General features: G+C 37.1%; 26 protein-coding genes and 1 other annotated feature. Of the genes, 18 read left to right on the top strand and 8 right to left on the bottom strand.

Annotated elements, in window-relative coordinates:
- Positions 1-51: 51 nt before the first annotated feature.
- From QRE67_RS05780 to QRE67_RS05800, 5 genes are all read left to right on the top strand, one after another.
- Positions 52-225: a ComZ family protein gene (locus QRE67_RS05780; RefSeq protein WP_286123949.1), complete on the top strand. Its 174-nt coding sequence runs from the start codon at positions 52-54 to the stop codon at positions 223-225.
- A gap of 267 nt (positions 226-492) precedes the next feature.
- Positions 493-1,425: a beta-ketoacyl-ACP synthase III gene (locus tag QRE67_RS05785; protein WP_286123950.1), complete on the top strand. Its 933-nt coding sequence runs from the start codon at positions 493-495 to the stop codon at positions 1,423-1,425.
- Between the two features lie 32 nt (positions 1,426-1,457).
- Entirely contained in the window at positions 1,458-2,696 is a 1,239-nt protein-coding gene (fabF, locus tag QRE67_RS05790) for a beta-ketoacyl-ACP synthase II (RefSeq protein WP_286123951.1), read from the top strand.
- 492 nt (positions 2,697-3,188) lie between these two features.
- Positions 3,189-3,980 carry a DUF2268 domain-containing putative Zn-dependent protease gene (locus tag QRE67_RS05795; protein ID WP_286123952.1) on the top strand — a complete coding sequence of 264 codons (792 nt, stop codon included), beginning with the start codon at positions 3,189-3,191 and terminating at the stop codon, positions 3,978-3,980.
- A 284-nt stretch (positions 3,981-4,264) separates the two neighbouring features.
- Positions 4,265-5,011: a YjbA family protein gene (locus tag QRE67_RS05800; RefSeq protein ID WP_286123953.1), complete on the top strand. Its 747-nt coding sequence runs from the start codon at positions 4,265-4,267 to the stop codon at positions 5,009-5,011.
- A gap of 519 nt (positions 5,012-5,530) precedes the next feature.
- Here QRE67_RS05800 and trpS read toward each other — a convergent pair.
- Together trpS and QRE67_RS05810 are read right to left on the bottom strand one after the other, a co-directional pair.
- The gene (gene trpS / locus QRE67_RS05805; RefSeq protein WP_286123954.1) at positions 5,531-6,520 is read right to left on the bottom strand and encodes a tryptophan--tRNA ligase; all 990 of its coding nucleotides are present in this window, start codon (positions 6,518-6,520) and stop codon (positions 5,531-5,533) included.
- A 371-nt stretch (positions 6,521-6,891) separates the two neighbouring features.
- Positions 6,892-7,109 (bottom strand) — a binding site (T-box leader).
- A 111-nt stretch (positions 7,110-7,220) separates the two neighbouring features.
- Positions 7,221-7,598, bottom strand: coding sequence for a DUF3899 domain-containing protein (locus tag QRE67_RS05810; RefSeq protein ID WP_286123955.1), 378 nt, complete (start codon positions 7,596-7,598; stop codon positions 7,221-7,223).
- A gap of 310 nt (positions 7,599-7,908) precedes the next feature.
- Here QRE67_RS05810 and QRE67_RS05815 point away from each other — a divergent pair, with 310 nt between their 5' ends.
- The 5 genes from QRE67_RS05815 (at position 7,909) to QRE67_RS05835 (ending at position 12,145) form a co-directional block, all read left to right on the top strand.
- A complete protein-coding gene (locus tag QRE67_RS05815) occupies positions 7,909-8,031 on the top strand; it encodes a hypothetical protein (protein WP_286123956.1) in 123 nt (40 codons plus the stop codon).
- 179 nt (positions 8,032-8,210) lie between these two features.
- Positions 8,211-9,140 (top strand): oligopeptide ABC transporter permease, encoded by a 930-nt coding sequence (gene opp3b, locus QRE67_RS05820; protein WP_286123957.1) that lies wholly within the window; start codon positions 8,211-8,213, stop codon positions 9,138-9,140.
- Positions 9,137-10,153 (top strand): oligopeptide ABC transporter permease, encoded by a 1,017-nt coding sequence (opp3C, locus tag QRE67_RS05825; protein ID WP_286123959.1) that lies wholly within the window; start codon positions 9,137-9,139, stop codon positions 10,151-10,153. Before opp3b ends, opp3C begins: the two co-directional genes overlap by 4 nt.
- A gap of 20 nt (positions 10,154-10,173) precedes the next feature.
- A complete protein-coding gene (locus tag QRE67_RS05830) occupies positions 10,174-11,217 on the top strand; it encodes an ABC transporter ATP-binding protein (RefSeq protein WP_286123960.1) in 1,044 nt (347 codons plus the stop codon).
- The gene (locus QRE67_RS05835; protein ID WP_286123961.1) at positions 11,210-12,145 is read left to right on the top strand and encodes an ABC transporter ATP-binding protein; all 936 of its coding nucleotides are present in this window, start codon (positions 11,210-11,212) and stop codon (positions 12,143-12,145) included. Before QRE67_RS05830 ends, QRE67_RS05835 begins: the two co-directional genes overlap by 8 nt.
- A gap of 128 nt (positions 12,146-12,273) precedes the next feature.
- On the opposite strand, the gene QRE67_RS05840 is transcribed toward QRE67_RS05835, so the two are convergent.
- Together QRE67_RS05840 and QRE67_RS05845 are read right to left on the bottom strand one after the other, a co-directional pair.
- Positions 12,274-13,716: an MATE family efflux transporter gene (locus tag QRE67_RS05840; protein WP_286123962.1), complete on the bottom strand. Its 1,443-nt coding sequence runs from the start codon at positions 13,714-13,716 to the stop codon at positions 12,274-12,276.
- A gap of 325 nt (positions 13,717-14,041) precedes the next feature.
- Positions 14,042-14,245, bottom strand: a complete 204-nt coding sequence (locus tag QRE67_RS05845; RefSeq protein WP_286123963.1) for a hypothetical protein — start codon at positions 14,243-14,245, stop codon at positions 14,042-14,044.
- A gap of 443 nt (positions 14,246-14,688) precedes the next feature.
- On the opposite strand from QRE67_RS05845, the gene spx reads away from it, so the two are divergent.
- Positions 14,689-15,084: a transcriptional regulator Spx gene (gene spx / locus QRE67_RS05850; protein WP_286123964.1), complete on the top strand. Its 396-nt coding sequence runs from the start codon at positions 14,689-14,691 to the stop codon at positions 15,082-15,084.
- A gap of 94 nt (positions 15,085-15,178) precedes the next feature.
- On the opposite strand, the gene QRE67_RS05855 is transcribed toward spx, so the two are convergent.
- The gene (locus tag QRE67_RS05855) at positions 15,179-15,853 is read right to left on the bottom strand and encodes a TerC family protein (RefSeq protein WP_286125197.1); all 675 of its coding nucleotides are present in this window, start codon (positions 15,851-15,853) and stop codon (positions 15,179-15,181) included.
- A gap of 336 nt (positions 15,854-16,189) precedes the next feature.
- On the opposite strand from QRE67_RS05855, the gene mecA reads away from it, so the two are divergent.
- The 4 genes from mecA to pepF all read left to right on the top strand — a co-directional run bounded on the left by mecA (position 16,190) and on the right by pepF (position 21,937).
- On the top strand, positions 16,190-16,861 hold the full coding sequence (gene mecA, locus QRE67_RS05860) for an adaptor protein MecA (RefSeq protein WP_286123965.1): 672 nt from the start codon (positions 16,190-16,192) through the stop codon (positions 16,859-16,861).
- A gap of 83 nt (positions 16,862-16,944) precedes the next feature.
- On the top strand, positions 16,945-18,489 hold the full coding sequence (cls, locus tag QRE67_RS05865) for a cardiolipin synthase (RefSeq protein WP_286123966.1): 1,545 nt from the start codon (positions 16,945-16,947) through the stop codon (positions 18,487-18,489).
- A gap of 174 nt (positions 18,490-18,663) precedes the next feature.
- Positions 18,664-19,887, top strand: a complete 1,224-nt coding sequence (locus tag QRE67_RS05870) for a competence protein CoiA (RefSeq protein WP_286123967.1) — start codon at positions 18,664-18,666, stop codon at positions 19,885-19,887.
- A gap of 223 nt (positions 19,888-20,110) precedes the next feature.
- Positions 20,111-21,937 carry an oligoendopeptidase F gene (pepF, locus tag QRE67_RS05875; protein WP_286123968.1) on the top strand — a complete coding sequence of 609 codons (1,827 nt, stop codon included), beginning with the start codon at positions 20,111-20,113 and terminating at the stop codon, positions 21,935-21,937.
- A gap of 553 nt (positions 21,938-22,490) precedes the next feature.
- Here the strand turns inward: pepF and QRE67_RS05880 are convergent.
- The 3 genes from QRE67_RS05880 to QRE67_RS05890 all read right to left on the bottom strand — a co-directional run bounded on the left by QRE67_RS05880 (position 22,491) and on the right by QRE67_RS05890 (position 24,598).
- Positions 22,491-23,384, bottom strand: a complete 894-nt coding sequence (locus tag QRE67_RS05880) for a ClpXP adapter SpxH family protein (RefSeq protein ID WP_286123969.1) — start codon at positions 23,382-23,384, stop codon at positions 22,491-22,493.
- Positions 23,384-23,782: a globin domain-containing protein gene (locus tag QRE67_RS05885; protein ID WP_286123970.1), complete on the bottom strand. Its 399-nt coding sequence runs from the start codon at positions 23,780-23,782 to the stop codon at positions 23,384-23,386. The genes QRE67_RS05880 and QRE67_RS05885 overlap by 1 nt, the downstream gene beginning before the upstream one ends.
- Before the next feature lie 237 nt (positions 23,783-24,019).
- Positions 24,020-24,598 carry a CYTH domain-containing protein gene (locus QRE67_RS05890; RefSeq protein WP_286123971.1) on the bottom strand — a complete coding sequence of 193 codons (579 nt, stop codon included), beginning with the start codon at positions 24,596-24,598 and terminating at the stop codon, positions 24,020-24,022.
- A gap of 143 nt (positions 24,599-24,741) precedes the next feature.
- Here QRE67_RS05890 and QRE67_RS05895 point away from each other — a divergent pair, with 143 nt between their 5' ends.
- The 3 genes from QRE67_RS05895 (at position 24,742) to QRE67_RS05905 (ending at position 26,757) form a co-directional block, all read left to right on the top strand.
- On the top strand, positions 24,742-25,113 hold the full coding sequence (locus QRE67_RS05895; protein WP_286123972.1) for a UPF0738 family protein: 372 nt from the start codon (positions 24,742-24,744) through the stop codon (positions 25,111-25,113).
- Between the two features lie 189 nt (positions 25,114-25,302).
- Complete coding sequence (yjbM, locus tag QRE67_RS05900) at positions 25,303-25,941, top strand: GTP diphosphokinase (protein WP_286123973.1); 639 nt, start codon at positions 25,303-25,305, stop codon at positions 25,939-25,941.
- Between the two features lie 18 nt (positions 25,942-25,959).
- Positions 25,960-26,757 carry an NAD kinase gene (locus QRE67_RS05905; protein WP_286123975.1) on the top strand — a complete coding sequence of 266 codons (798 nt, stop codon included), beginning with the start codon at positions 25,960-25,962 and terminating at the stop codon, positions 26,755-26,757.
- Positions 26,758-26,760 lie beyond the last annotated feature (3 nt).

The raw sequence follows: 26,760 nt of genomic DNA on the forward strand, positions 1-26,760 counted from the left end.
TGGTATAGAAGTAAGGAGATGCTTCTCCTCATATTGAAAGGATGAAGAAATATGAACGAAAAAAGTATGCAATTTTTACAAATCGCAATGAAGCACTTACCAGAAGCAAAGGCAATTCTAGATAATAATGGCATTGCACTCGATATGGAAAATGCGCAGCCAGTATTAGAGTTATTAATGAAAGTGATGAATGAAGCATATGAGCTTGGAAAAGCGGAACAATAAAGTGAAACTTCTATCAGAATGGGGGGCATCCCCACACTGATGGTTAGCCATCACCAATCGAGCTCTTATAGGCAGTTGTCTCCCGCCTATCTTCTTTGATTCCATGGAATCTTGAGGTGGGAGTCTTACTGCCCGTGAGTAGCGGGGTAAAGTCGACAATGCGTCGGCTTTATTTTTTGGGGAGAAATATATTCTAGACAAAAAAACATTTATCATTTAAAATTAGTACCAAGTCATAATAATTGATATAAAGCGGAGGGTTGCGATGTGAACGTAGGCATTTTAGGGATCGGAAGATATGTGCCGGAAAAAGTAGTCACAAATCACGATTTAGAGAAAATTATGGATACATCCGATGAGTGGATTCGTACAAGAACGGGAATTGCAGAAAGACGAATTGCCGATGATACAATAAATACTTCCCATATGGCTGTAGAAGCTGCCAAAAAAGCACTTGAAGATGCAGGGATTAGTGGAGAACAAATTGATCTTATTTTAGTTGCTACGGTAACGCCAGATCGTTCGTTTCCATCAGTTTCCTGCATAATTCAAGAACAAATTGGTGCGAAGCATGCAGCAGCTATGGATTTAAGTGCAGCATGTGCTGGTTTTATGTACGGAATGATTACAGCGCAGCAATTTATTCAAAATGGTACTTATAAAAATGTGTTAGTAGTTGGTAGTGACAAATTATCCAAAATTGTGGATTGGAATGACCGAAATACGGCTGTGTTATTTGGTGATGGCGCAGGGGCTCTCATAATGGGAGCTGTTTCAGAAGGAAAAGGTATTCTTTCATTTGAATTAGGAGCGGACGGAAGAGGTGGCAAGCATCTTTATCAGGATGAATATATTACGATGAATGGCAGAGAAGTTTATAAATTCGCTGTTCGTCAACTTGGTGATTCTTGTCTTCGCGTTGTAGAAAAAGCGGGTCTTTCGAAAGAAGATGTGGACTTTTTAGTACCTCATCAAGCAAATATTCGTATTATGGAAGCTGCAAGAGAACGATTAGATTTGCCACAGGAAAAAATGAGTAAGACAATTGAAAAGTTTGGAAATACGTCAGCTTCCTCGATTCCAATTGCCATGGTAGAAGAATTACAAAATGGACGTATTCAAGATGGTGATGTAATCATATTAGTTGGTTTTGGTGGCGGATTAACATGGGGAGCAGTCGCTCTTCGCTGGGGTAAATAAGGACTGAGAGAAAAAAAAGGAGTGTATGTTGTATGGAAAAGAAGCGTGTTGTAATTACAGGATTAGGAGCTGTTACGCCGATTGGAACGGATGTTGAAACGGCTTGGAATAACATTAAAAATGGTGTATCTGGAATCGGACGTATTACACGCTTAGATCCTGATCAATTTCCTGCAAAAGTAGCAGCAGAGATTAACGACTTTGAAGTCGAAAAATATATAGAGAAAAAAGAAGCACGCCGTATGGATCGTTTTACACAATTTGCGGTAGCAGCAGCGAAAATGGCTGTTGAAGATGCAAAGTTAGAAATTACAGAAGAAAATGGCCCGCGCATTGGTGTATGGGTTGGTTCTGGTATTGGCGGTATGGAGACATACGAAGAACAATTTAAAATATTTACAGAAAAAGGACCGCGCCGCGTTAGCCCGTTTTTAATACCGATGATGATTCCTGATATGGCAGCTGGTCAAGTATCGATTGCTACAGGTGCAAAAGGGATTAATACTTGCTCAGTAACAGCTTGCGCATCAGGAGCAAATTCAATCGGTGATGCTTTTAAAGTTATTCAGCGTGGTGATGCAGATGCAATGCTTGCGGGCGGAGCAGAAGCACCGTTAACACATATGGCGTTTGCAGGATTCAGTTCAGCTAAAGCACTAACATTTAATGAAGATCCAGCAACTGCTTGTCGTCCGTTTGATAAAAATCGAAGTGGATTTGTAATGGGTGAAGGCGCGGGTATTCTTATACTAGAAGAATTAGAGCATGCATTAGCACGTGGTGCACATATTTATGCTGAAATCGTTGGATATGGTGCAACAGGTGATGCGTTCCATATTACGATGCCTGCTCCTGGCGGTGAAGGGGGCGTTCGTGCGATGCGTCAAGCATTAGCAGATGCAGGTCTTCAGCCAGAAGATATTGATTATATTAATGCGCATGGTACAAGTACGGATGCAAATGAAAAATACGAAACGATGGCAATTAAAGAGACATTTGGTGAACATGCATATAAAGTGGCGATTAGCTCTACAAAATCAATGACAGGTCATTTATTAGGAGCGGCAGGTGCTGTTGAAGCGATTTTCTCTGTTAAATCAATTACAGATGGTATCATTCCACCAACAATCAACTATGAAACACCAGATCCAGAGTGTGATTTAGATTACGTACCAAACAAAGCAAGACATCAAGAAGTGCGTACGGTATTAAGTAACTCATTAGGATTTGGCGGTCATAACGCAGTACTTGTATTTAAAGCATATAAATAATAAAAGTATGTGTTCAAAAAGGAGGATAATACCGGACTTTTTGAAATTTCTCTATAACGAGAGGGTGTTTTCAAAGGTAGCAATATAGCTACTTTTGGAAACACCTTCTTTATTTTTTTATTCCACTATTCGAGGGTAGTAATCCCCCACTGATCAAAGTTCCACTTTATCAAATTAGGAATGCCAATCGTAACTTAGGTTATTTCAATAATATATAAATTCATTTTGATTTTTCGACATATAAGCCGCGGCTATGGATAACAAAAGGTGACCTGCACTCGTTTTCTCTCTTTGTTTTCACTATGTCTGGGACAGGAGAAGGATCTGACTGCTTCTATGCATGGCCGGATGCTCTCTCCCACCTAAAAAGAGGGGTTTTATGTCGGTTTTTTAATTTGTATTTATATAGATTCTGGAATTCATAACATTTTATCCGTACCTTCTCGCAAACTCTTTTTGTTGCATATGTATAGAAGGAAAGGGGGAAGGGCGATGGGGGTTATACAAACAGCAGAATGGTTACGTCGTTACTATAGGCAACCAGAAAAATTATGTGAAAAGTTTACGAAGTATATTCCGTTGCAAAAGGAAAGGGTGTATCGTTTTTTAATTTCAAAAGGTATGTATCGTCCGGTAATTGAAGGAGAAAAAGAAATTCAACAGCTAGAGAAAAAGCGGATTTGGGAAGAACTTGCTAGGGAGTATGAAGAGCTCAAGAAGTGGTTAAACGGGCCGGATATCCCTATCTTTATTTTATTGTCAGATTCATATAATCGCACGGTGCAACAAGAATATAACGGAAAAGCCGGTTTAACAATGAGGCATGTAATCTTTCTATTCGTAAGTGGTCAAAATACAATAGAAGAATTGAAGGCATTACTTACTCACGAATATCATCATATATGTCGGCTACATCGAATTGAAAAACAAGAAATAGACTATACACTACTTGATACGATGATTATGGAGGGACTAGCAGAACAGGCGGTATATGAACGACACTCAGAAACATATTGTGCACCGTGGACGTTGTATTTTTCAAAAGAAGAAGCAGTGCGTTATTGGGAGAGAGTTGTAAAAGAAAAGCATGAAGTGAAGAGAGGGACACGAGAGCACGATTGGTTATTGAATGGGCTGCGTATGTATCCGAATATGCTTGGGTATGGAATTGGATTTCACATTGTAAAAGATTGTGTGCAGTTGGAGAAATTCAGTACGGTTTCTTTATTGTCAATGGATGCGACGAGTATATTAAATAAAGCGAGTTCATTTATCCCGCATTAATGGGCAGTAATACTCCCACTGATTAAAGTTTCAATTTATCCAGATATCACCAAAATATGGATAAATTCATTTTACTTGTAACATCAATATATAAAACGCATGTCGGGATTTTTCCGACGTCATGTAAAAAAACTTGGCATTGCCAAGTTTTTTTACATGACGAGAATGGAAGACGCGAAAAGTGACGAAATGAATAAGTAGAATATATTTCCTCGTTTGGAATAAAATTTACCAAAAATGAACATAATGAGATGTACAAACAGTAGTGAAGTGAGGGGTAAGAAATGTTATATCTACACGATGTATGGGTAAATTGGTTTGAAGGTGAAGAAAATGGGTATAACGTTTGTAATTTTTACGAGTGGCGGAAGGATGATACGATCGAATTATTAGATCAGGTGCCATTATTAAAAGTAGATTCCACATTATATCATTACATCGAGAACGAATTACTGGAACTTCCGCAAAGACTATTGGAAGACGTACATCATAAGGCATATATTCGTAAAAATCATGAGCGTTTACAACAAGAATACTGTTTTGTCGTAACAGATGGAAAAGGAATTATTGCTGTAGATTCAATTGGATACAATGTACCAATTCGAAAAAGTAGGCTCATTCCTCGTCAAGAGCAAATGGTATATGATATGGTAGAAAATGTAAAATCTGAAACATATGAGTTTCAAGTGGAAGAATCTGCAAAAGAGCATCATATTTTATCTCCATCACCGTATATCATGAATGGCTTGACTCGTAAAGAACGACAATTGAAACAATTACTTTTTATGGCGCTAGATCAACTACATACAACAAAAAATCCGGCAGAAATTCGTTATTGGTATACAGAATGGGATCCATCTGCATATGGGACTGTTCAACGTATGAAATTTGAGGACGTCTGGGAACGCCTCTATGAAGAAGCGAAATATGGCTGGTCAGAAAAACATGAGCAGCTATGCGAACGACTTGTAAAAGGGCAGCCGTTTTTTGAAAAACTATGGGAAATGGAAAATGAACAAAAGGTAAATTAAAAAGCCGCCAAATTTGGCGGCTTTTTAATTTCATCTAGCTCCAGCGGCAAGAATACTCGGAGGCTTCGCGCTTTCCTGCGAGGCAAACTCCGCCTCTACGTCAGGAGCTCCATCCGCCTCACATTCTGAACGAGCCGCTTCCGCTTTTTATGTAGTCCAGCTCCGGCTCCTAGCCCTTCGCGTCTAAGAACCTTCCGTACGAGAAAGTAAAGAGCACTTTCTGTACGAAAGAACCTTAGCCACCCAGGGCTAAACAGTCGCCTCTGCTTTTTATAGTCTAGCTCCAGCGGCAAGAATGTTCGACGGCTTCGCCCCTTCCTGCGAGGCAAAAAGCGCCTCTACGTCAGGAGCTCCATCCGCCTCACATTCTGAGCGAGCCGCTTCCACTTTTTATGTAGTCCAGCTCCGGCTCCTAGCCCTTCGCGTCTAAGAACCTTCCATACGAGAAAGTAAAGAGCACTTTCTGTACGAAAGAACCTTAGCCACCCAGGGCTGAACAGTCGCCTCTGCTTTCTATAGTTATCTACGCTTTCTGCTTAGTCCCATTGCGTTTTCTACTTTACGCAGTTGTTTCATAGCGACGCGGTTTGCTTTTTCAGCGCCTTGATCAAGGATTTCATCTAATTCAGGAGAGTTGATGAGTTCGTTATATTTTTCTTGAATTGGACGAATTGCTTCTACGACTACTTGTGCTAGATCGCCTTTAAAGTCACCGTATCCTTTTCCTTCATAGTGTGCTTCAAGTTCTTCAATTGTTTTGCCTGAGAAAGAAGAGTAGATTGTTAATAAGTTGGAAATACCAGGCTTATTTTCTTTATCATATTTTACAATACCCTCAGAATCGGTAACTGCACTTTTAATTTTCTTTTCAATTGTTTTTGGTTCATCAAGCATGCTAATCATCGATTTTGGGTTTGGATCAGATTTACTCATTTTTTTCGTAGGTTCTGTTAATGACATAACGCGTGCGCCTACTTTTGGAATGCGAATCTCTGGAATTGTGAAAATTTCACGGTAACGTTTGTTGAATCGTTCTGCTAAATCGCGCGCTAATTCAATATGTTGTTTTTGATCATCACCAACTGGCACAATTTCCGTGTTATATAGTAAAATGTCGGCTGTCATTAACGGTGGATACGTTAATAAACCAGCTGGAACGGATTCTCTACCAGATGATTTATCTTTATATTGCGTCATACGCTCTAATTCTCCAACGTATGCGATACATTGCATAATCCATCCTAGTTGACCATGTGCTGGCACTTCTGATTGTACAAATAAAGTAGATTTTTCATGGTCGATGCCACAAGCCACATATAAAGCAGCAAGGCTACGAATGTTTTTACGAAGTTGTACAGGATCTTGTGGTACTGTAATCGCATGTTGGTTTACAATGCAGAAATAACAATCATGTTCGTTTTGTAGTTCTGTAAATTGCTTCATTGCCCCTAAATAGTTTCCAAGCGTAATCGTTCCGCTCGGTTGAATACCAGAAAAAATAACTGACATAAGTAAATCCTCCTTAAATGTTTATGTATTTTGAAGAGTAGGTTTGGGTACTTCGTTTTAGTAGTTCCATAAGGATATATGGAGCTATATAAATACAAATTAAAAACCGACATAAAACCCCTCTTTTTAGGTGGGAGAGAGCATCTGGCCATGCATAGAAGCGGTCAAATCCTTTTCCTGCCCCAGACATAGTGAAAACAAAGAGAGAAAACGAGTGCAGGTCACCTTTTGTTATCCATAACCGCGGCTTATATGTCGAAAAATCAAAATGGATTTATATAGCTGCCTCTACGTCAGGAGCTCCATCCGCCTCACATTCTGAGCGCGCCGCTTCTGATTTTTAATACAAAAAGGCCCATTCATCCCAGCTGTATAGGGACGAATGGACCGCGGTACCACCCTAATTATTTCACAAATGTGAAATCTCTTTTATCCATTGTAACGTTGGATGTAACGCCAAATCCTACTCCTGAATCGTTTCGGTTTGGTGCTCAAAAGCCCATTCCATACTGTACAAGTACTTGTTCACACCGACCACAAGCTCTCTGAAATTGCCACAATATGTACTCTTCTTTCTCATCGCATACATATAAACTTATTATTATTCCGCTCCAGCTGCTAATCATTTTGAGCAAGCAGTTGCTTCGTATAATAAAATGTTTTTGCAAATTATTATATCATACGAAAAATGGTTTGCAAACTATATCAAAACAGTAAAGCTAAGGATTGTAGAAAGGAGTCCTAATAAAATACCTGTAATGCAAATTGGATATGTCCATGTAAACGAATAAGTCTTGTATATTCTTTCTTTTTTATCTATCTGTTCTTCACCTTCAATTAAAGATTCGATTTTTTTATTTGTTCCAAATACTTTTTGGAAGGCGTACATTGTAACGTTAAAAAATCCACTTTGAAATAGAAATAAAAATCCACCTAACATGATGAAAAATAATGCGATATAAAACATAATATTAACAAAATTCAACAAATAATGCGCAGAAAAGAGAAATGCACCAATACTAGAAGTGAGTATTGCCAATAAAATTAATATACAAGTATGTAAAAAAAATCTATTCAAAATGTTCCCCTCCGTCAGAATAATACTGGAATTATTATACTATAAAAGTTATAATAAGTACTAGGATTAATTGTTTGAAAATTATGCATAATGACGTATTTTGTTGCAATATGATGAGAGTGATGTTTATTTTTCCCTTTACAAAAAATAAACAATTTATTAAAAATTTTAATAAAAAAATAAAAAACTATATTCACAATTGTTATATTATATGTATAATGAAAATTGTAGAAACTTGGAGATTATTCTTTCAATTCCACTTTTTTACAAGTGAGGGTGTAGAAAATTCAAGTAGGGGAGGCAATACTATATGAAGAAAAAGATACCATTATTCGTTGCATCCACATTAGCGGTAAATATGCTAGGAGATATCAAAAAGAGGAATCCAAAGAAACTGCAAAGGGATCAAGCGGTTCGGGGAAACAAGTATTGAACTTAGTTATAGCGGTTAATTAAGCTTTAAATGAGTTGAAGTGAAAAATTAAAAGTTATTTCCATCGTTTACAAGGGTATACGCCTATGATGGGCATATACTCTATTTTTAAAAAAAGAATAGTGAGAATATTTTAAACTATCTTATTGCTTTTGAAAAAAATGGGGAGGTGCTTGACTATGGGACGTTATGCATTAAAACGTTTCGTGTACATGGTTTTGACATTATTTTTAATTACTACGCTAACATTCTTTCTGATGAAGTTATTGCCGGGTTCTCCACTTAAGAACCAAGAGAAATTATCAGAAGCACAAAAAGAGATTATTCTGGAGAAATATGGACTGAATGATCCGGTACCAGTGCAATATGCTCGTTATATGGGGAACTTGTTAAAAGGTGATTTAGGGGTGTCATTCCAATATGATAACCGTCCGGTAACAGATATGATTGTCGATCGAATTGGTCCATCGGCACAGCTTGGTTTCCAAGCAATTGTGTTTGGAACATTTATTGGTTTAATACTTGGTATTATCGCAGCACTTCGGAATAATACATGGGTGGATTACGGGGCAACCATTATTTCCGTACTCGGGATGTCGGTACCATCCTTCGTATTTGCAGCCTTGCTGCAATATTTCATAGGTGTAAAACTTGGATGGTTCCCAGTTGCATTCTGGAAGGGATTTGAGTTTACGGTCTTGCCTACTATCGCTTTATCTATGGCTGTTATCGCAACGATTGCTCGTTTCGCCCGTGCAGAGTTAATTGAAGTTATGCAGGCAGATTACATTTTAACAGCGAAAGCAAAAGGAATTAGCCAAGGCGTAATTATTATGAAACATGCGCTTCGTAACGCATTGATTCCTGTTGTTACAATTTTAGGACCGATGGTTGCGGCGTTATTAACAGGAACACTTGTTGTAGAACAAATCTTTGCTGTACCAGGACTTGGGGAGCAATTCGTTAAGTCGATTCCACTAAATGACTATACGGTTATTATGGGAACAACAATTTTCTATAGTGCAATTTTTATTTTAGTAATTTTCATTGTTGATATTTTATACGGTGTAATTGATCCTCGTATTCGTTTAGCGGGAGGGAAAAAATGATGAAAGATGTACAAAAATTATCTCCAGATTTATTTCAACCAGCAAATCAAAACAATGTTGATAATGAAGTCATTGCCCGTCCGAGCTTAACGTTTTGGCAAGATGTAAGAAGACGTCTATTTCAACATAAAGGAGCAATGTTCGGTCTTGTAATACTCATTATCATTACGCTCCTTGCTATATTTGGACCGATGATAAGTAAACATTCATATAAAGAGCAAGATTTAGGCCGTGCAAAAATGCCTCCGAAAATTCCGGTAATAGAAAACGTACATTGGCTACCATTTGATGGGACAGACCAATACGGTGTTGATCAATATGAAAAACGTGATATTAAAGAATATTTCTGGTTTGGTACGGATGACCTTGGACGTGATCTTTGGACAAGAACATGGGAAGGTACACGTGTATCCTTATATATCGCTCTTTTAGCAGCTGCGATTGACTTAGTAATTGGGGTTGCATACGGAGGGATTTCAGCGTTCTACGGTGGTCGTGTCGATAATATTATGCAACGTATTATGGAAATTATTAACGGTATTCCGTATTTAATTATCGTAATTTTAATGGTAATTATTCTGGGGTCAGGTATTTGGTCAATTACTCTTGCGATGGCAATTACGGGTTGGATTGGGATGTCACGGATTGTACGTGGACAAATATTAAAATTGAAAAATCAAGAATATGTATTAGCATCTCGCACATTAGGCGCAACTAGCACACAATTAATTGTGAAACATTTAATTCCAAACGTAATGGGACCAATTATTGTTATGACAATGTTTACAATTCCTACAGCGGTGTTTGGTGAAGCATTCTTAAGCTTCATTGGACTCGGTATTCAACCACCGTTTGCATCGCTTGGTTCTCTTGTAAATGACGGATATAAGTCAATTCAAACATACCCACATATGATGTTCATCCCTGCGGTTGTCATCAGTATGTTAATTTTAGCATTTAACTTAATGGCAGATGGATTACGTGATGCGCTAGATCCGAAAATGCGTAAGTAAACGAGGAAGGAGAGACGAAAATGAAAACATTGTTAGACGTAAAAAACTTACAAGTCTCCTTTGATACACATGCTGGTGAAGTACAAGCGGTGCGTGGGGTTACTTTCGATTTGAAAAAAGGAGAGACATTAGCAATTGTAGGGGAATCTGGTTCCGGGAAATCGGTTACTTCTAAAGCGATAATGGGCTTAATTCCAAATCCTCCAGGACATATTAAAAATGGAGAAATTGTATTTGATGGTCGTGATTTAACAAAGTTATCAGAAAAAGAAATGCAACAAGTACGTGGGAAAGAAATCGCAATGATTTTCCAAGATCCGATGACATCATTAAATCCAACGATGACGATTGGGAATCAAATTATGGAAGGATTGATTAAGCATCAAGGAATGAACAAGACGGATGCTCGTAAAGTAGCGTTGGAGCTTCTTGATCTTGTTGGAATTCCAAATCCACAAGCTCGTTTAAAACAATATCCACATCAATTCTCTGGCGGTATGAGACAACGTGTTGTTATTGCGATGGCACTAGCTTGTAATCCAAAGCTATTAATTGCAGATGAGCCAACAACAGCACTTGACGTAACAATTCAAGCGCAAATTTTAGAGCTTATGAAGGATATTCAGCAAAAAACAGAAGCAGCAATTATTTTTATCACGCATGACTTAGGTGTAGTGGCCAACGTTGCCGACCGTGTTGCGGTTATGTATGCTGGTAAAGTTGTTGAAATTGGTACGGTTGATGAAATTTTCTATAATCCGAAACATCCTTATACATGGGGATTAATTGCATCTATGCCAAGTTTAGAGGGTACAGAGGAAGAGTTATATGCAATTCCAGGAACGCCTCCTGATCTATTAAAGCCACCAAAGGGAGATGCATTTGCACCGCGTAACCCGCAGGCTTTAAAAATCGACTTTGAAATGGAACCACCATTATTTAAAGTAAGTGATACACATTATGCAGCGACATGGTTACTTCACGAACAAGCACCAGAAGTACAACCACCTGAAGTTGTTCAAAGAAGAATTCTTCAAATGAAAGCAGGTGAACAACATGACTAATAAACGTGAAAAATTAATTGAAGTGAAAAATGTAAAGCAGCATTTCGATGTAAGTGGTGGTGTTGTGAAAGCGGTCAATGATATAACATTTGATATTTACCGCGGAGAGACATTTGGACTTGTAGGAGAATCTGGTTGTGGTAAGTCAACAACTGGGAGAACGATTATCCGATTATACGATGCAACTGCTGGAGAAGTGTTATTCGACGGTGAAAATGTACATGGTAAGAAATCAAGAACACAATTAAAGAAATTTAATCGTAAAATGCAAATGATTTTCCAAGATCCATATGCATCATTAAACCCTCGTATGACAGTTGGAGATATCATTGCAGAAGGTCTTGATATTCACGGTTTAGCAAAAAATAAAAAAGATCGTATGGACCGTGTTCATGAATTACTAGAAACAGTTGGATTAAATAAAGAACATGCAAACCGTTTTCCACATGAATTTTCCGGTGGACAACGCCAACGTATCGGAATTGCTCGTGCTCTTGCGGTAGAACCAGAGTTTATTATTGCAGATGAACCGATTTCAGCACTTGATGTATCAATTCAGGCGCAAGTTGTAAACTTACTGAAAAAGTTGCAAAAAGAAAAAGGTTTAACGTATTTATTCATCGCTCATGATTTGTCGATGGTAAAATACATTAGTGATCGTATCGGTGTTATGTATCGTGGTCAAATTGTAGAATTGACGAAAAGTGATGAACTATACGCGCATCCAATTCATCCATATACGAAATCGTTATTATCAGCAATTCCACTTCCAGATCCAGATTATGAGCGTAATCGTAAACGTATTGTTTATGATCCGTCTCAGCATCAATATGGAAATGAAGAACCTGTTATGCGAGAAATTCGCCCAGGACACTTTGTTCTTTGTTCAGAAGCAGAATACAAAAAATATAAAGAAATCTATCAATAATAAAAAAGCGGCCACATGGTCGCTTTTTTATTATATATATCAGATTGGATGTATGGATATAGAAAACCCCAATTGTGGTTTTTTAAAGGTCCATAATTGGGGTTACATTTCAGTATATTTAATTTATATTAAGCTTGAATCGGTTCGGGCTTTTCTGAAGGTTCAGGGCTAACGAGTGTGTAATTTTCCCACGCCCTGCTTTTCCAGCGGAAGAACATAATAACTGCACGCGTACATTCATCAGCTGCGATGGCTAACCAAATACCAGGGAGCCCCATGTCTAAATAAAAAACAAAAAAGTAACCGAGTGGCAAACTCATTATTACCATCGAGAAGGCCCCGATTAAGACAGGGTATTTTGCATCACCAGCGGCACGCAGTGAATTAATTAACACAATATTCATCGTGCGACCTGTTTCTAAAAGGATGCTTAGTAAAAGTACTGTTGACCCTATTTGAATGATTTGAGGATTATCTGTAAAAACTCCAATTAATTGTTTACGGAACGTCATCACGAGAATAACCATACATAACGTAACACCGATTGCCCATTTCGCACTTTTCCACACACGTACATATGCTTCATCTTTCTTATTTCCACCAACTAATCGACCAACGATAATTGCGGTTCCCATTCCAATTGCAATTGCGAATAAGTAAGTAAACATCGAAATATTCATTGCGTATTGTCTTGCAGCTAATGATTCCGTTCCTAAGTATGTTGCGTAATATAAAAAGACAATTTGACATGCTTGATACATGACTTGTTCAAACGCAGATGGGATACCGATTTTTAGAATCTTTCCGATATATTCTCTTGATAAAGTGATGTAGTATTGAAGTTTCACGCGATATTCCATGACTTGATACAGTAACCAGAAAAAGACGATTAGTGCGACAAAGCGACTGAATGCTGATGAAATCGCTGCACCTTGTACACCCATTTCTGGAAAACCGAACTTCCCAAAAATTAATAAGTAGTTTCCGATAATATGAAAAATATTCATTCCTAATGAAATGAACATCGCTTGTTTTGTAAATCCGTGTACGCGAATAATCGCTGCTAGTGAATTAATTATTGCTTGAAGAAAGATTGCCCCTCCAACAATGGACAAATAATTTTGAGCGTAAACTAATACATCTCCTTGTAAGTTCATCGCTGCCATCATGCTTCGTGAAAACAAAAGAAAATTAGCGCTTATGATGAGCCCGACTCCTAAGTTTAAAGTTACTGCTAATGCTGATATTTTTGCCGCTTCGAGATACCTCTTCGAACCGAGATATTGCGATATAACAATCGCTGCACCATTTCCGATTACTTCTAACACTAATATTGCAATGTGAAGATACTGATTCGCTGCACCAACGCCTGAAACTGCGTCGTCTGACAGTGCACTTAGCATAAAGGTATCAGCGATTCCCATTAACATAAAAAGAAAAACTTCTAAAAAAATAGGCCAAGTTAAGAAAAATAAATTTAACTTTTCTCCTTGCCCTTTTGTAGACCCAATCGCTGTCATCCCATCACCCTCTTTACCGATATCCTTTTTTAACAAAGTGTATCTTAACATACTTTATTAATGCACGCATTCAATTTTTCTTGTGCCTAATAAAAATATAGAGTAGAAAGAGAGATAATGTTATGTAATAAAAAGAATAATTATACGTAAATTATTATGTAATATATAAATACAAATTAAAAAACCGACAGAAAACCCTTCTTTTTAGGTGGGAGAGAGCATCCGATCATGCATAGAAGCGGTCGGATCCTTTTCCTGCTCCATGCGAAGTGAAAACAAAGAGAGAAAACGAGTGCAGGTCACCTTTTGTTATCCATAGCCGTGGCTATATGTCGGAAAATAAGCTAAAAAGAAGCAGGGAAATTCCTGCTTCTTTTTAATACGTACGTTTCTTATAAATTCCTTTTCCTCCAACTTGATTCCAACCGGATTGAATTTCGGCACTCTTATCAACAAACTTCATTTTTTCTTTTCCACCAAATAGCTTCTCACCAATGCTATTGGTAATGACGCCAATTAATGCTGTAATTCCAATTATGAGGGCAGCGACAATTGCAAAATCAACAAAAAAAGCAATCATATGTAACATCCCCTTTGCATGTCTATATTTTCATTGTATGTGAAAAATATCAGAAAAGAAAGAATTGACAGAAAAATAAAGGGTGTCTTAAAAATTGTCTAGACAGTTCGGATGGGATTTGGTAAAATTTAAGGGAACAAACGTTCTTTTTAGCATAATCCACGTGTAGACAAGTCTTACATTTTGCCCATCTTTTACGTTCGTTTTTTTTATATTATGAACAAAATTTACTGTATATTTCTTGCAGAATCTATTGTATAATGATTATAGAAGTTACTTATTTAAAGTAATCGTTTTTTAAGAAAAAGTGCTTGCTTATGAGTAAAACTCGAAGCGATTTTTATTTTTTTGTAAGACAAGTTATAGTGGAGAATTGCTGAAAAGTAGAAATCTAAACTGTAATTATTACAGAATTTGTACTCTTTAAGGAGAGTGAGTCATGTATGGTAACACTATATAGTTCTCCAAGTTGTACGTCTTGTAGAAAGGCGAAATTATGGCTGGAGGAAAATAATATTCCTTATACAGAACGTAACATTTTCTCAGATCCATTAACGATTGAGGAAATTAAAGAAATTTTACGCATGACGGAAAGTGGAACGGATGAGATTATTTCAACTCGTTCGAAAGTTTTCCAAGAGTTAAATATTAACTTAGAATCTTTACCTCTTCCAGATTTATATAAGATGATTCGTGACTATCCGGGTATTCTACGCCGTCCGATTATGATTGATGAAAAACGTCTTCAAGTTGGTTATAACGAAGATGAGATTCGTCGTTTTTTACCACGTACGGTAAGAACATTCCAGTTACGTGAAGCGCAGCGTCTTGTAAATTAATAATAAAGTTTATTATGTAAAAACCTTCTACTTTATAGTAGAAGGTTTTTAACATAATTTCATTCGTTTCACATATATAGAAGGAACTCGGTGCTTAACTATTAATATTACGTAATCTCACATGTTGAACAACATACCCGATGAATAGCACTGTGAAAATAAATAGAAAGGGTATACTTGTTGTAAAGGTAGGATTATGATTGAAAAAATGTGCAAGTCTTATTTCGTGAGTAATCATTGTTCCGGCTGTGTAAGCAAGGACTGCCCCCCCGCAATAGATGAGAAAAGGAAAACGCTCCATAAATCGTAAGATAAGCTTGCTTCCCCAAATAATAATTGGAATGGAAATCAATAAGCCTATGATAACGAGTATGATGTTTCCGTGTGCAGCTCCGGCTATTGCAAGTACATTATCGAAGCCCATAACGAGATCGGCAAATACAATTGTTCGAATCGCTTGAAATAATGTTGTTTTTGCCTGTATAGAAGAAAGGTCATTATTATTGTCGGTGAGTAAATTTACAGCAATAAGCGTGAGAAGAATGCCGCCAATGAGTTGTAGAAAAGGTATATCAAGTAAATAGACAGCAAGTATTGTGAGAAGAATTCGTAGTACAATTGCTAAAATGGTTCCGATAAAGATGGCTTTATTGCGTTTATGTTCGGGTAAGTTTCGGCTTGCAAGCGCGATTACAATTGCATTATCACCGCCTAATACAACATCGATACCAATGATCATGAGTATAGATGTCCAAAAATCTATCTCCATCATTTTGCCTCCATTTACTCTGTTTTAATAAGCGATACATGAGATATATGTATAGAATGAAAAGCTGCCCTTGAAAGCTTGACCGGCTTTATTAACAGTTTACGGTGGGATGCGCGATTGTATGTCCAATTTTTTTATTGATGGAGGAAGGATGGGGCTTTTTAGTAATGATGATAAATAATCGGATAGGTGAATGACTGTTTTTGTAAAATCAGACGATTTTATTTCCATTCTGGAGTATCTTATCATAAAATGAAAGTACAAGAATCTATTGATTTGTCATATGAGTGGGGAATCCCTTCATAACAATTCCAAACAGGAAGGGAGAGTTGTATTTTGGATATTGAAAGAATTAATGATCATACGATGAAATTTTTTATTACGTACGTTGATATAGAAGATCGTGGATTTAATCGAGAAGAGATTTGGAACAGTCGTGAAAGAAGCGAGCAATTATTTTGGGAAATGATGGATGAGGCGCGCGATCATGATGATTTCTTTATCGATGGACCACTATGGATTCAAGTGCAGGCACTTGATAAAGGAATTGAAGTACTTGTAACGAAAGCACAGCTTTCGAAAGATGGACAAAAATTAGAATTACCAATAGGTCTGGACAAAATTATTGATATTCCTCTAGATGAACGTATTGAATCGTTATTCCAACGAGAGTTAGAGGAAGATGCGGGAACGAACTTTAACGAAGATGGAACATTTGGCTTTTTGATTAAGTTTAATGATTTTGAAGATGTGATCTCGTTAAGTCATCGTCTTATATTTGAAGACATAAAAGATGAATTATATTCGTTTGAAGACCGCTATTATGTATATGTTGAATTTGATGAAGTGCTACACGATGAAGAAGAAATCGACCGTATTTTGAGTATTATTTTAGAATATGGAGAAGAATCTACTTTAACGGTTCACCGTGTAAGTGAGTATGGCAAACTGATTATTGCTGAACATGCACTTGAGACAATTCGCAGTCATTTTCCCTCTAAGAAATAGGCCGATTTCTATATTATGAAATCGGCTTTTTATATGATGGGTATGCTAAAAATAGAAAGGGTTTGTAAGCAAGGGGGGCAGGGATGAAAAATACGTTAAAGCTACTGTTCTTTTTTCTGGGGGTATTCGTAGCATTTGTTTCGTTACGCATGTTTATTGATGTAGCATTTTATTCAGATGTTATGGGGATAAAAGATGTTTCGTTCTTAGGAATTATAAGTGTTGTATTTACCGTTTCTGCATTTTTAATCGGATGTGTCATTTTTTTAGAGAATCGGCATCCATCAAAAACGTTGACATGGTTAATTGTATTAGGTATTTTTCCTGTAGTTGGATTTTTTGCGTATTTATTGTTTGGACAAAACTTTCGACGAAAACGAATGTTTCAAAAGAAGGCTCTTTTGGATGAACAAGCTTTTTTACAGTATAAAGGGCATGAAGAGTATCAAGATCGCATTTTACAGAATCATAAACACCAAGAATTACTATTTCGTTTAGCGGATCGACTTGGGGCATTGAATATTTCATTTCAGACAGAAACAAAAGTATTAACGAATGGGGATGAAACGTTTCAAGCAATTTTAAAAGGATTACAAAAAGCAAAGCATCATATTCATATGGAATATTATATAGTTCGAGATGATAAGCTTGGAACAAAAATTAAAGAGATTTTAATTCAAAAAGCACAGGAAGGCGTCGTTGTTCGTTTTTTATATGATGCAGTTGGGAGTTTTAAACTGTCAAACGCCTATATTGATGAATTAAATAATGCTGGTGTAGAGATGGTCCCATTTTTCCCAGTCCGCTTTCCCATTTTAAATGATAAAATCAATTACCGAAATCATCGAAAAACCGTTGTGATTGATGGGAATGAAGGATTTGTAGGTGGATTAAATATTGGTGATGAATATTTAGGAAAAAATAAGTATTTTGGCTTTTGGCGAGATACTCATTTGTATTTACAAGGTGAAGCTGTACAAAGTTTACAATTAATTTTCTTGCAAGACTGGTTTTATATGACGGGTGAAGTAGTATTAGCACCAGAATATTTACAGGCGAAAGCAGTAGAAGGAGAGCATTGGGGCGGTGTGCAACTTGTTGCGGGGGGACCGGATAATAAGTGGGAGACGATTAAACATCTGTATTTTGCGATGATTTCTTCTGCTCGAAAGTCCATTTGGATTGCTACGCCATATTTTATTCCAGATGATGATATTTTAACTGCGTTAAAAGTAGCAGCTCTTGCTGGTATTGATGTACGTTTATTAATGCCAAGTAAACCGGATAAACGTACTGTATTTTATGCATCAAGGTCTTATTTCCCAGAGTTATTAGATGCGGGTGTAAAAATATATGAATACGAAAAAGGTTTTTTACACAGTAAAGTTGTGATTGTTGATTCTGATTTAGCGTCAATCGGAACAGCAAATATGGACATGAGAAGCTTCCATTTGAATTTTGAAGTGAATGCTTTCTTGTATGATACAAATAGTATTCGAAAGCTGGTACAGGATTTTGAAGATGACCTGCAAGTAGCAAGCGAAATTCATGTAGATCGCTTTCATAAGCGCCGCCTTCTTATGCGAATTGTCGAATCAACATATCGCTTATTATCACCTTTATTATAAAGTGAAACCTGATTTCTGAAACTTTTAAGGTGGAAGTCTTACGCGGGGGGAAGTGAAGCTTCCATCGTTGGGAATAGAGAAGAGGATGTTCCATAAGGACATCTTCTTTTTTGTGTGGAAAGGAATTTATAACAATTTGTAGAATAAAGAGCAGTAAAGAAAGGAAGTGGTGCTATGTTTGTCGCAAAGAGAGAAAATGGTGAGAAGATTCATCTTCTTCACAATTGGGATGAAAAGCAGCTGCTCACATTACGAAAGAATGACCGCTTTTCTTGTCCAATTTGTCATCTAGAAGTACAGCTCAAGTTAGGAAAACAAAAAAGGTGGCACTTTGCTCATAAAAAAACAAATAATTGTCTCATTGAATATGAACATGAATCTGCCTATCATATGCGTGGCAAGGAACAGTTATATAGATGGATACAGTCACAGGGTTTTCATGTGGAAATTGAATATTATCTCAGGGCCATTCGGCAAAGGCCTGATTTGTTTATTGAAATGGAAGGAAGAAAGTTTGCGATTGAATATCAATGTGCGTCTTTGTCAGCCGACCAGTTGCTAAAACGAACCTATTCTTACTGGAAAGCAGGGATACAAATCGTATGGATTCTAGGTGGAAATCAGTTGAAGCGTCACTCTGCATACTGGGTATCGCTGTCCTCGTTTCATTCGCTTTGTATGCAATCCTATCCTCAGCCATTTCTCCTCTTTTTCTGCCCAAATGATAAGGCGTTTCTGAAATGTACGCTTCTTACTCCTTTTTCTTCAAACGTTCACTTCACACACATCATTCACTTACCACTTCACAACCTTACTTTCACTTCTCTTTTTCACTCTACTGTCCTTTCTAAAGAAAGATTGCAGCAGGAATGGCGGAATAAAAAGAATTATTTTAGAACGAATATTCTTCCGATATGGAATTATAGTCATAAAGCCCTTTTGCGTATTTTATATCACTATCACCTCACGCCTTCTTGTTTTCCTTCCGAAATTGGTGTTCCTCTTCCATCTGCATTTGCATTTCGAACACATCCTTTTGTATGGCAAGCGTATCTCTTAATGAATTTCATTGAGAGACATGAAGCTGGAGAATATTTTTCATTGCATGCTGTTTTTTCTTATATGAGTCAACACAAAAGTATTCAGTTGCGCGTGCTCCCTTATTTTCCAAAAAATATTTGGAAAGAAGCAGTGAAAGAGTATTTGACATTTTTATGTGGAATAGGGATGTTAGAGGAAGTTGCTCCGCAGAAGTATCGGAAAATTGGTCATTTTGTTATACCGCAAACAGAGGCGGACATAATAAAATATGATGCAATGTGCTTATCGTACGCGCTGTCTCTTTTTGAAGCAAAGTACAACATGAGAGAAGGGAAAGTGGATATAATAAAGGGGTAACTAGAAGGAATTACATAAGAAGAATAGAATTGTACTAGAAGTGCGTGTTCAAAAAGGAGGATAAAGAGAGCCGAGCAGTTCGAGGCGCGGAAGCCAGGAGGATACGAAGTGTAGATGGAACTACATGAGTATCGGAGTGGCGACGTAACGAAGAAATGTGACAGCTATCTTTACCGGACTTTTTGAACATCCTCTAGAAGAAGATTAAGAGGAGGATCTATTTATGGCTGATCAAAAAACAGCAAAAACATTGCCTGCCCGCAGTGAGATTGAAGAATTAAATACATGGCGTTTGGAAGATGTTTTCTATACGGATGAAGAGTGGGAAAAAGAATTTCAAGCAGTAAAAGAGTTGCTACCAAAGCTGACAGAATTCAAAGGGAAGCTTGGTGACTCTGCTGATGCATTATTAGCAACATTGCAATATGAAGATGAAGTCTCAATGCGTCTAGGGAAATTATATACATATGCTCATATGCGTTATGACCAAGATACGGCAAACTCTTCCTATCAAGCACTTAATGATCGTGCAACAAACTTGTACTCTCAAGCATCAAGCAGTATGGCATATATCGTTCCTGAGATTTTAACGATTTCAGAAGAAGCGTTACAATCGTTCTTACAAGAAAATAAAGAATTAAAAGTCTATGAGCATGCGTTAGAAGAAATTACACGTCAGCGTCCACACGTATTGTCAGAAGCAGAAGAAGCGTTATTAGCGCAAGCATCTGAAGTAATGAGTGCATCAAGTAGTACGTTTGGTATATTAAATAATGCTGATTTAAAGTTTCCATCTATTAAAGATGAAGATGGACAAGAGGTAGAAGTAACGCATGGTCGCTATATTCAATTTTTAGAAAGTGATGATCCTCGTGTTCGTCATGATGCGTTTCATGCTGTATATGAAACGTACGGAAACTATAAAAATACATTTGCAAGTACATTGAGTGGTGCGATTAAACGCAACAATTTCTATGCGCGTGTTCGCAAATATGATTCTGCACGCCAAGCGGCATTAAGTAATAATAATATTCCTGAAACGGTATATGATCAGCTTGTTGAGACAGTAAATGATAACTTACATTTATTACATCGTTACATTGATATTCGCAAACGTGCATTAGGGCTTGATGAGTTACATATGTATGATCTATATACACCGCTTGTACCAGAAGTGAAAATGAATGTGAAATATGAAGAAGCACAAGATATTCTATTGAAGTCATTGAATGTTCTGGGTGATGAGTATGTTGCAATTCTAAAAGAAGCATATGAAAATCGCTGGGTAGATGTATATGAAAATAAAGGGAAACGCAGCGGTGCGTATTCATCTGGTGCATATGGAACAAATCCATACATTTTAATGAACTGGCATGATAATGTAAACAATTTGTTTACACTTGCTCATGAATTTGGTCATTCTGTGCATAGTTACTATACAAGAAAAACACAACCATATATATATGGTGACTATTCTATTTTTGTTGCGGAAGTTGCTTCTACATGTAACGAAGCAATTTTAAATGATTACTTATTAAAAACAACAGAAGATAAGAAAGAACGCTTATATTTGTTAAATCATTATTTAGAAGGATTCCGTGGTACTGTATTCCGTCAAACGATGTTTGCTGAATTTGAGCATGTGATCCATCAAAAAGTACAAGAAGGACATGCGGTAACACCAGACATGTTAACAGAAATTTATTATGATTTAAATAAAAAATACTTTGGCGATGCTTTAGTTATCGATAAAGAAATTGGTATAGAGTGGTCTCGTATTCCGCACTTCTATTACAACTATTACGTATATCAATACGCAACAGGATTTAGTGCAGCGACAGCTTTATCAAAACAAATTTTAGAAGAAGGAAAACCAGCGGTAGAGCGTTATACTAACGAATTCTTAAAAGCTGGAAGCTCCGATTATCCAATTGAAGTATTGAAAAAAGCAGGTGTGGATATGGCATCACCAGAACCTGTGAAAGAAGCACTGCAAGTATTTGAAGAAAAGTTGAATGAATTAGAAGCGCTATTGTTTGAAGATAAATAATAGGTGGATTACTTTCCTATCTGAATAAGGAAAGTAGAGAAGACGAGAGCGATGAGCTCTCGTCTTTTTTTTCGCTTATAGAAGATGTTCAAAAAGTCCGGTACTCATGTAGTTCAATCTACGCTCCGTATCCTCCTTTTTGAACAAGCACTTAAAAGCCTTTGAAACGTTTTCGATGATTGAAATAGGAGAGGGAAAGCACAATAATCAAGAATAAAAGTGGGAGTGCAATGATCTTCGGGAATACTTGTAAGAGTGAAAGGATATATAAGAAAAAGGCAATGCAGATACTAAAAATGAGAAGGAAGATATGTGATTTTTTCATAAAATACCTCCTAAAATCGTTGTTTTTATATTCTATTCATAAATGAAAACGTTTAGAATGTGACAAAAATGTGAAATTCGACAAAAAGGGTTGTCATTTGAAGTCGAATCTTGTAATATAATAGATGTGAACGAATTCACATACAAACATATACCCCTTTGTTTGAACGTGAAAATTTCTCCCATCCCCTTTAATATTTTTATAAGCCGTAAAGAAAAGACCTGGTGTTTACACCAGGTCTTTTTCTTTTGTAATCCATTTCCAATAACGCTCACATTTCACATCAATCGTCCGTACTCTTTGTTTTAACGATAATTTTTTTAGTTCCCGTTCTATTTCTTGTTGCGAACAATTATAGATAAATGCAATCTCTCGTGATGACATAAATTTTACTGTTTCTAGTAAGTGCTCTAGTGGTGGTAGAGGTGCTGGCTCAATGTCACATTTTACAATTTCCTTTAAGAGCTGTACATACACATCATAGGAATAAATACCGGCAATTTTAATACCTTCTTCATCTGAATTCCCATGAAAGAATACGAGAGAAGGTATTTCCGTGATATGCATTTCGTTTGTAAACTTTAAATCGCACTGAAATGCTTTTTTCGCACTAATTGAATGCAAATCTTTTTTAAACTCTTCTACATCAATACCGCTTTGCTTTGCACATGCAAGCAACAACTGTGTATCTGGCTTTGATACATTTTCAAGAAAGATGTATTCCTGGAGTTTTCGCAAAAATTTCGAACCTGCTTTTCTACCTTGCAACTCCGCTGCCTTAATCGCAATAGAAGCCAGATACGGTGTGGACGATTCGTCTTGCATATGTACTTTTCCATCACATGAAAAGCCATGCAAACTTGTTGTTTTTTCCCACACAAATCGAATATTAGCAGGTTTATTCCATTTGTGTGAGGAGGTCATTGCCCCTTCCACTTTGCCAGTTAAAATATGTCGAATAGAAAAATATTTTCCGTATTCGAGCCATAATTTAATCATAATTGGTTCAATATCCCAGCAATCTTTACAAAGTGGATCAATAAACAAATAAGCTTCTACAGATTTTTGTTCGCATTTGGAAAGAGAAGGAAATTGCAAATGTTTTGCTTCCTGTTTATCCATTACGCTTCACCTGTTTCGTTTGGAGTGTTGACCATATGCTGTGCTACTAATGTTAAACGTTCGAAAATAAAATCTCGAATTGGACCGTGAATGCCCGTATCTTCTAGTGCTTGCTCCATGCATGCTAACCAGGCTTTTGCTCGCTTTGGTGTAATCTCAAAAGGGAGATGGCGTGCTCTTAGCATCGGATGACCATGTTCTTCCGTATATAAACTTGGTCCGCCTAAAAACTGTGTTAAAAATTGCTTTTGCTTCCTAGCCGTTTCTGTTAAATCGTCTGGGAAGATGGGAGATAGGTCAGGGTGCCTACTGACATAGGAATAAAATGTATTGACTAATGTTGCAATGCCTTGTTCACCGCCAATTGCTTCAAATGGTGTCATCGGTTGCTTGCTCATCCTTAATAAACTCCTTTTTCCATCAAATGTATATCTATTGTAGCAATGGATTGTCACGAAGAGCAACTAAATAGCTTTCGTACAAACCTTTGTTCATTTTTTGTTCATTAAAGAGCAGTGGAGCGATTATCTTCAAGGTTCAGAGGAAACAACCAAGTTGCTGCAGCTGCCTATAAATATCCGATTGGTGAGAGCTAACCATCAGTAGGAAATGCACCTACTGATGGAAGTTTCACTTTAGCGTGCTTTGTTTTGTTTGGCAAGAAAAAAACGCTGTACTTTATTTTTTGTTTGGCGAATGGGGATATGATATTCATTTAGTAAAGCAATAAATGCGGCTTTGCCGGTTGCTTCGTCTTGTACTTCATATTCAAGTTCATAATCATCGTGATTGTAATAAAAACTATGATCAAATACAAGTGTGCCGCCTCCGAATATAGTTTCTGCTCGTTCTGTTGTTAAACTTCCCATGTAAGCTAAAGAGGAAACAGGGATTTGCAGGGTATGTAATTGATCTGCTACAGTTCCAGCAATTAGTACATTTGTTTCTATCATTAGCTTGGCTTCTTGTGCTGTTAAGGATTGATGCGTTTCTAACAGTCCAATTTCAGCCGGCTGTTTTAAAGTTAATGTATAAGCTCCGTCTTTATGGCGAATACGAAGAGCAGAGCCAGCTGCTTTTAAAGAAAAATGGGGTGTTTCAAAATAATGATTTACTTGTTTTGTAAATGTTTTGATAGAAAAGGCATTACATAATGTATGAAATTCTGCCTGTGTCACCATGTTTTTAAATTCAATTTCAATTTCTTGTGTCATCGTATAAACTCCTTTTTAAAGTAATCCTTTAAACATTATCGCTTTTTCGCAAATTTGGTTCAATGTTTTATTTGTTTGCGCCCATGTTATGATACAATAATAGTGTTTAGTAAGACAGGAAGTCGATATGGAGGAGTTAGAGCATGCAAAATAAAATTCAAGTTAAGAGCGTAGAAGAAAGAGAGAATGCTCTTATTTTTTGTGCAGAAAATACTGAAATACGTGTGGAGGAGTTAACAGTACGTAATCACGTACTTGTAGACTCAGATCATTTATCATTTTTATATATTTTAGAGGACGAATCAGCTTTCATTTATGTAAGTATTCCGCATACATGCTGGGAAGCAATGCACGATGCGATGAAAAATGATAAAAAGATATTTGTTCGTGTCAATAATATTGAAATTGAATTAGAGCAGTTGAAAGAAGAAGTGGCATACTTAATTGGAAACATCGAAGGAAATGCAAATTACGGAGAAGAGCTGGAAGCTGCAGTAAAAAAAGTGTTTCTATAAGAGGGTGTTCAAAAAGTCCGGTAAAGATAGCCGCCCTATTTCTTCGTTACGTCGCCAGTCCGGTACTCATGTAGTTCCATCTACACTTCGTATCCTCTTGGCTTCCGCGCCTCGAACTGCTCGGCTCCCTTTATCCTCCTTTTTGAACACGTACTATAAGGAAATGGATGGATTTCGGTGGTGGTTTAAATGAATCGTAATTGGGAAGAATTTTTAGCGCCGTACCACCAAGCGGTGGGAGAGCTAAAAGTGAAATTAAAAGGAATGCGTGCTCAGTTTGCAATGTTTACTGAACATTCTCCAATTGAATTTGTAACAGGAAGAGTAAAGTCGTGTGCAAGTATTATCGATAAAGCAGAAAAGCGAAATGTTCCGCTTGATCGATTAGAAGAAGAAATGCAGGACATTGCTGGTCTTCGTATGATGTGCCAATTTGTGGATGATATTAAACCTGTTGTTGAATTTCTTCGAAAACGGAACGATTTTGAAATTGTGGAAGAGCGAGATTATGTGACGCAAAAAAAAGAAAGTGGTTATCGTTCTTATCATGTTGTTATTAGCTATCCTGTTCAAACGATTCGCGGGGAGAAAAAAGTATTAGTTGAAATTCAAATTCGGACGTTAGCGATGAATTTTTGGGCGACAATTGAGCATTCCTTAAATTATAAATATAGTGGACGTTTTCCAGAAGATATTAAAATACGCTTGCAGCGTGCGGCAGAAGCGGCATTTTTATTAGATGAAGAAATGTCTTCGATTCGTCTTGAAATTCAAGAAGCACAAAAGATTTTTTCGCGCAAACAGGAAGCGAAAGAATCCGAATCATAAATTAAAGGGTGTTGGGCCATGAAATTTGCAATTATGTCAAAGGGAGATCAATCATCAAACGCACTTGCAAGTACGATGACGGAATATTTGCAGGATTTTGGGTTTACAGTGGACGAACTAGAACCGGAGATTGTGATTTCTGTTGGAGGAGATGGAACGCTTTTATATGCGTTTCACCGTTATTATAACCGGTTGGATGAGACAGCGTTTGTCGGTGTACATACCGGACATTTAGGATTTTATGCAGATTGGTTGCCAACAGAAGTAGAAAAACTTGTGATTGCGATTGCAAAGACACCGTTTCAAGTAGTGGAATATCCACTGCTGGAGGTTATTATTCGTTACGTGAATGGTAGCAAAGAATCACAGTATTTAGCGTTAAATGAAGCGACGGTGAAAAATGCTGAAGGGACGTTAGTTACAGAGGTGGAAATTCGCGGAGAATATTTTGAAACGTTTCGCGGAGATGGTCTATGTATTTCTACTCCTTCAGGAAGTACAGCGTATAACAAAGCGTTAGGCGGAGCGATTATTCATCCTTCTATTGAAGCGATTCAAATTGCAGAAATGGCATCCATTAATAACCGTGTCTTCCGTACGGTTGGTTCACCACTTGTTCTACCAAAGCATCATACATGTGTCTTAAAACCGACTGCGGGTATGAATTTACAAATTACGGTTGACCATTTAACGATGGTTCATCAAGATGTAAAATCAATTCAATATCGCGTTGCAAACGAGAGGGTACGCTTCGTTCGTTTTCGTCCATTCCCATTTTGGAAACGTGTTCGAGATTCGTTTGTTGCGGATGAGTAGAGA

The organism is Bacillus sp. DX3.1, assembly GCF_030292155.1.
Taxonomy (GTDB): domain Bacteria; phylum Bacillota; class Bacilli; order Bacillales; family Bacillaceae_G; genus Bacillus_A.